6 protein-coding genes are annotated in these 5,877 nt (G+C 51.2%); 4 read left to right on the forward strand and 2 right to left on the reverse strand.

Features of this window, described 5'->3' with window-relative positions; translation table 11 throughout:
• Positions 1-1,020 (reverse strand): nucleotide sugar dehydrogenase (locus ACFQEY_RS14815; protein WP_379769994.1); only part of this gene is annotated, 1,020 nt, incomplete at its 3' end.
• A gap of 87 nt (positions 1,021-1,107) precedes the next feature.
• Here ACFQEY_RS14815 and aglF point away from each other — a divergent pair.
• From aglF to ACFQEY_RS14835, 4 genes are all read left to right on the forward strand, one after another.
• Positions 1,108-1,839 carry a UTP--glucose-1-phosphate uridylyltransferase AglF gene (aglF, locus tag ACFQEY_RS14820; protein WP_379769996.1) on the forward strand — a complete coding sequence of 244 codons (732 nt, stop codon included), beginning with the start codon at positions 1,108-1,110 and terminating at the stop codon, positions 1,837-1,839.
• A gap of 203 nt (positions 1,840-2,042) precedes the next feature.
• Entirely contained in the window at positions 2,043-2,849 is an 807-nt protein-coding gene (locus ACFQEY_RS14825; RefSeq protein ID WP_379769999.1) for a glycosyltransferase, read from the forward strand.
• A 183-nt stretch (positions 2,850-3,032) separates the two neighbouring features.
• Positions 3,033-3,905 carry an alkaline phosphatase family protein gene (locus ACFQEY_RS14830; protein WP_379770002.1) on the forward strand — a complete coding sequence of 291 codons (873 nt, stop codon included), beginning with the start codon at positions 3,033-3,035 and terminating at the stop codon, positions 3,903-3,905.
• Positions 3,906-3,968: 63 nt separating this feature from the next.
• Complete coding sequence (locus tag ACFQEY_RS14835; RefSeq protein ID WP_379770004.1) at positions 3,969-5,102, forward strand: glycosyltransferase family 4 protein; 1,134 nt, start codon at positions 3,969-3,971, stop codon at positions 5,100-5,102.
• Between the two features lie 190 nt (positions 5,103-5,292).
• Here the strand turns inward: ACFQEY_RS14835 and ACFQEY_RS14840 are convergent.
• Positions 5,293-5,877 (reverse strand): O-antigen ligase family protein (locus tag ACFQEY_RS14840; RefSeq protein ID WP_379770007.1); only part of this gene is annotated, 585 nt, incomplete at its 5' end.

Here is a 5,877-nt window from a genome sequence, read left to right on the forward strand (position 1 = left end):
CGAATTCCGAATATCATCAGTACCCGGTTTGAACGCGAGTCCGAGCACTGCGACTCGTTCTCCCGAAACATCGACGTGGTCGTCCATAAGCGAGAGGAGCCGATTCGGTTGTCGGTCGTTTACTTCGACCGCAGCACGAAGCATAGCAGGGTCGTACTCACGTTCGCGTGCGGCAGCACTGATTGCAGCGACGTCCTTCCCGAAGCAGGAGCCGCCCCAACCGACACCACTACGGAGGAACTGTTCGCTGATGCGGTCGTCAAGACCGATGGCGTCAGCGACCTCGTAGGCGTCGATACCGTACTCCTTACAGATGTTTCCAATGTCGTTGATCAGCGAGACCTTCGCGGCAAGGAAGCTGTTGTTCGCGTACTTGATCATCTCTGCTGTCCGCGTGTCAGGCTCCACAACGGGCGCGTCGGATTTTGTGACGAGCGGTTCGAAGATGTCGTGCATATCGGCGAGTGCTCGGTCATCGTCCGCACCAAGGACAATCTTGTCGGGGTTCAGGAAATCGTGTACTGCAGTTCCTTCTCGGAGGAACTCGGGGTTCATACCGACGCCGAAGTGCTCACCAGCGGTCTTCTCGCTTTCTTCCTCTAGAATCGGCGTAATCACGTCTTCGGTGGTGCCGGGAATAACTGTACTCTTTACGACGACCGTATGCCAGTCCTCGGTTGCTTCGAGTGTCTTCCCAAGTTGGGTCGCACCGGTTTCCATAACGGAGAGGTCGATGCTGCCGTCGTCGGCCTGTGGTGTCGGCAGACAGAGGAACGTCGCGTCAGTGGCGAAGATAGAATCGTAATCAGTAGTCGCCCGTAGTCGTCCAGTACCGTCTTGACCAGCGTGTTTCCCGACGAGTTCGGGAAGTCCGTCCTCGTGGATCGGTGGAGTTCCGCTATTAATGGTCTCGACGATATCTTCGTCAATATCGATATTGACGACCTCGTGACCGAGATCTGCAAAACAGGCTGCGATGGTCGTTCCCACATATCCACTGCCGACGATACTGACTTGCATTACCTGCTAATTCGACGGTCGGCTCCTCAAAGTTTGGTTACGAGGTGGAAAGACATATCACGGTATCTTGCCACCATTCGGATAGTTATGAAGGCTGTCGTGCTTGCGGCCGGTGAAGGTACACGACTCCGTCCGCTCACGGAAGACAAACCCAAGGGAATGGTCGAAATCAACGGGAAGCCCATTCTCACGCACTGTTTCGAACAGCTCGCCGAGTTGGGCGCGGACGAACTCGTCGTGGTGGTGGGATACCTCAAGCAAAATGTCATCGAACACTACGGCGACGAGTTCGAGGGTATCCCGATCACGTACGCACACCAGCGGGAACAGAATGGTCTGGCGCACGCGTTATTGACGGTTGAGGAGCACATCGACGACGACTTCATGCTGATGCTCGGCGACAATATTTTCGAGGCGAATCTGGAGGATGTTGTTCGGCGGCAGCAAGAAGATCGGGCCGATGCTGCGTTCCTCGTGGAGGAAGTAGACTGGGAGGAGGCAAGTCGGTATGGGGTGTGTGATACGAACCAGTATGGTGAAGTGACCGACGTTGTTGAGAAGCCCGAGGATCCGCCATCTAATTTGGTAATGACGGGGTTCTATACATTCAGCCCAGCCATTTTCCACGCATGTCATCTTGTACAGCCATCAAATCGTGGTGAGTATGAAATTAGTGAAGCGATTGATTTGCTAATTCAGAGTGGACGAACAATCGATGCAATCGGAATTGATGGATGGCGCGTGGACGTTGGATATCCTGAGGATCAGGAGAAGGCAGAAGAATTGTTGCAGGGCAAGGAATTAGAAGCGATAGAGTAGCGTTAGACACAACTGTCTGTTTAAAAATCACCTAACCAATAGTGACAAACCCACAGTCGATCACCGGTTTGTTTATCCATCGGTACTGAGTGCGAACCAATAATGGATACTAACGTACTCACCGCAGGTAGAGATACTCCTTTTCAGCCGTTGTGTGAAGATGAGTTGAAAGTCCCCGCTGAAATGAACTGGAGACTAAACTGATGAGTGGGATCTCCGTATTACTGCCTGTAGCTGCCACAAGCGATACCGCTGGATTGTATCGTGCACATCAAAGTATCGTCGAGCAAACGGTATCGCCATCAGAGATCGTCCTTGTGACGAACCAATCGCTCACGGAAGATATTGAAACGGCTATTGAGGACTTAGTCAGTACTCATTCAGATAGTCGCCACGAACACATTCCTGACGCCTCAGGGTTGGGGGGTGTGCTTCAAGCTGGTCTAAAGAGGTGTTCAGAGCCGTTCGTCGCACGAATGGATGCAGACGATATTTCTGAGCCCGAGCGGTTCGCCGATCAGAAAACGGTCCTCACAGACACCAAAGCAGATGTCGTTGGGTCACACCTCGCGGAATTTTATGATGATCCCGAACATCCAGAACGAACACGAGAAGTGCCAATAACACATGACGAGATTGCTGAGTGGATGTCATGGCGCTGTCCATTAAACCATCCAACCACGATGTTTGACCGTGAAGCTGTTCTCAGCGCAGGTGGATATCGTGACTTCCCAATGATGGAAGACTGGGACCTATGGGCACGGTGTCTTTCCGCTGGACTTCGATTCCGGAATCTCGATAAGACTCTTGTTCGGGCACAGGTTAATGACCTCGTTGACCGGCGAGGTGGTCTAGAGTACGCGCGTGCGGAGATGCAGATGGCACAAGAACTTCGGCAACTCGGTATTGCCTCACGACGTGACACGTTGCAACACCTCTGCCTTCGTGTTCCGCCGAGGCTTCTCCCGCCACAGGTTCGCGAAGTAATCTACAGTCTATTTGCTCGGTGACACTAGGATATGACTCTATCAAGTATAGTGACCAAGTGCTATCCGATATAATGAGTTTTTACTGCTCCCGATATCACCTATTCAGTATACCATGATACGAAGCGGCCATTTGGAAAGATATTATACCAGTACATCTACGGGATTCATTAGAGAATTATGAATTTACAAGATATCAAGAAAGGATTGACAGATCCTACAGCCCTGCTCCGAGAGGTAAATAAACTCTATCATACTAGAGGACGTCAACGTTCCTCCTACCCTCACGGAACAGATATCTTCACCCAGGAGGACTGGGATAACCTGATTATTTTGGATGCGTGTCGGTACGATTCATTCGAGCGTCAAATCTCGATGTCGGGACATCTGGAGAAGAGACGGTCTAAAGGAGGAATGTCTCCAGAATTCGTCCGTGGCAACTTTTCGAACAAACAGCTATATGACACTGTGTATATCTCTGCCAACGAGTGGTTCGCACAACTTCGAGACGAGATCAATGCCGAAGTACACCAGTTCGTGAACCTACAGATCGATCATCTCGACCTCGCGGGGATCTCGATACGCCCCGAAACCGTAACCGAGCAGGCGCTACAGGTCGCAGAGGAATACCCGGACAAGCGGCTCATTGTTCACTATATGCAGCCGCACCAACCGTATATTGGACCGACCGGGCAAGAGCACTTCGAACTTAGCTCTGGACTGATCGAAACGCTTCGCAAGAGTGATGACATCACCGACGAACTCCTCTGGGAGGCATACCGAGAGAACCTCGATATTGTCCTCGACCACGCCGAGAAACTTGTCTCGGAGCTGACAGGGAAGACAGTCATCACTTCGGATCATGGCGAACTCCTTGGCGAGCGCGTGTTTCCGATTCCAGTGAAGACGTACGGCCATTTCGACGGCCTGTATGTCGACGAACTCATCGACGTGCCATGGTTCGTCTGTGAGTATTCGAATCGAAAGGCGATCCGGTCGGAGGCCCCCGTTGCGAACGAGGAAGATGTGGACGCAGACGCCGTCGAGGATCGTCTTCGGCAACTGGGATACAAGGTTTAACCTGCCGATGCAGGACCGAGAACTAATCATCGCACGTCGTCATTTCAATCGAGTCATTTCAAGATGAGCGAGGCACCGAATCTCACGTATCTCATCAGTGGCTTGGAAATTGGCGGTGCCGAGATTGGTATGGCAAGATTGCTCGATGGGATTCCTGAGGACGAACTCGACGTGACGGTCGTTGCGCTCGATGGAGGCGAACGGACCGTGGTTCCCGATATCCCCGATCATGTTGATCTCGTCGATCTCCGAATCGAGAACAAACTCTTCGTTCACAAGCTGTCACCTCTGATTCCGATCCTTCGCGAGACAGATATTCTCTTAGGTTCGATTTATCATGCGGAGATCGTGGCTCGTCTCTTCGATTTGGTGATCCCAGTGGATACGCTACTGACTTGGGCACACAACACACAGTTCAAGACGATGATGCGCCGCTGGGTCGACAAGTTCACCATCGGTCGGTGCGATGCAGTTCTTGCTGATTCGGAAGCGGTCGCGACAATGTTAGTCGAACGACAAGGGGTCGATCCGGAGAAAATCTGGACCGTTCCGATCGCCGGACTCTCGATAGACGAGTACGATCGGCCGTCTGTTCTGCTCCAATCGCTTGACTACTCGGTCGTCGGTGGTGGCCCCCTCGAACACATCGGGGAAGGTACGATCGTTATTGGGACCGTCGGAACGCTCTCGGCGGCGAAAAACCACGACGCGATTCTTGAGGTGGCATCACGGTTGACTGATCGAAAGGTCCATTTTGCCATCGCTGGTGATGGACCTCGACGAGAGGAATTGGTCGACGAAGCTGTCGAGCGAGGACTCGCTAACATCTCGTTTCTCGGACGTATCGATTCTGTCCCCGAGTTCCTTTCGGCCGTCGATATCTACTTTCAGCCATCCCATTACGAGGGGCTGTGTATAACCGTGCTAGAAGCGATGGCTGCGAGGAAACCTATCATTGCTAGTACAGCCGGTGAAATTCCTCGAAACGTTCGGGATGGGAAGGAAGGTTTCATCGCCGATCCTGAGGATATTGAGGCATATGTAGAGGCAATTGAAACGTTGCTTGATGATCCAAAGCTCCGCTCTCAATTCGGTGAATCGAGTCGACAACGGGTCGTAGAACGATACTCACAGGAAACTCTCGTTGAGCGGTTTTGGGATGTCCTTGAGAAGACGTATTTTTTCGATGATAGATAGGACCTTTCAGCCATCCCAGAGTGAGTGATCCACGTTTTCCAGAACGGAGAAAACTAGAACATCAGCCAGTATTTCGGTTAGATGCTCGGATACATTTGACAGGCTCTCCAAATCAAAGTGCTCGCTTCTGCCAACCTCAACTGATATTGAAAGTGATGTTTTCCGTGCAGTACCAAGAGCGTAGTTCAATTTATTCTCCAGGCCAACCCTGAGTGGATCGAATTTGATAAATGAGCCCAAGAGCTAGAACCAACCACAATTCCGGCATATAGAGAGATTCACTCGGACCGATTGAACTCACCGGTGTGATGAGTAATATTGTAGCAAGCGGGAGAGCCATCCAATTATCACCGCATATAGTTTGATACAGCAGCTGGTCAGTAACGCGGCCAAACAAACATATAAACAACAGTACACCTGGAACGCCCAATTCAACCAGCAATTGTATTGCCCACGAGTGGGGAGTTCGGACACGTTCTGGTCGGAGTGGCGAATTTGCGATAACTTCCGGGAACCCTCCTAACCCCGTTCCAAGCGGATATTCAGCAGCGTTTCGGACTCCAATTTCTAAGAGTCGATATCGGGTGTGGAGACTACCCTGATCAGGTATAGAGAACGGATTATTAAATAAAAGTGGGATCAAAAACGACGCTAAGGCGATTCCAGCATATGTAAGAACCCCAATTCGTGGAATCGTAGATAAGCGGTTTAATTTTGACCTCAATACAGTCCCAATAGAGACTAATACAATACCAGTAATTCCAGCAATTAATGA

The organism is Halorubrum trueperi, from assembly GCF_042662525.1.
Lineage (GTDB): Archaea > Halobacteriota > Halobacteria > Halobacteriales > Haloferacaceae > Halorubrum > Halorubrum trueperi.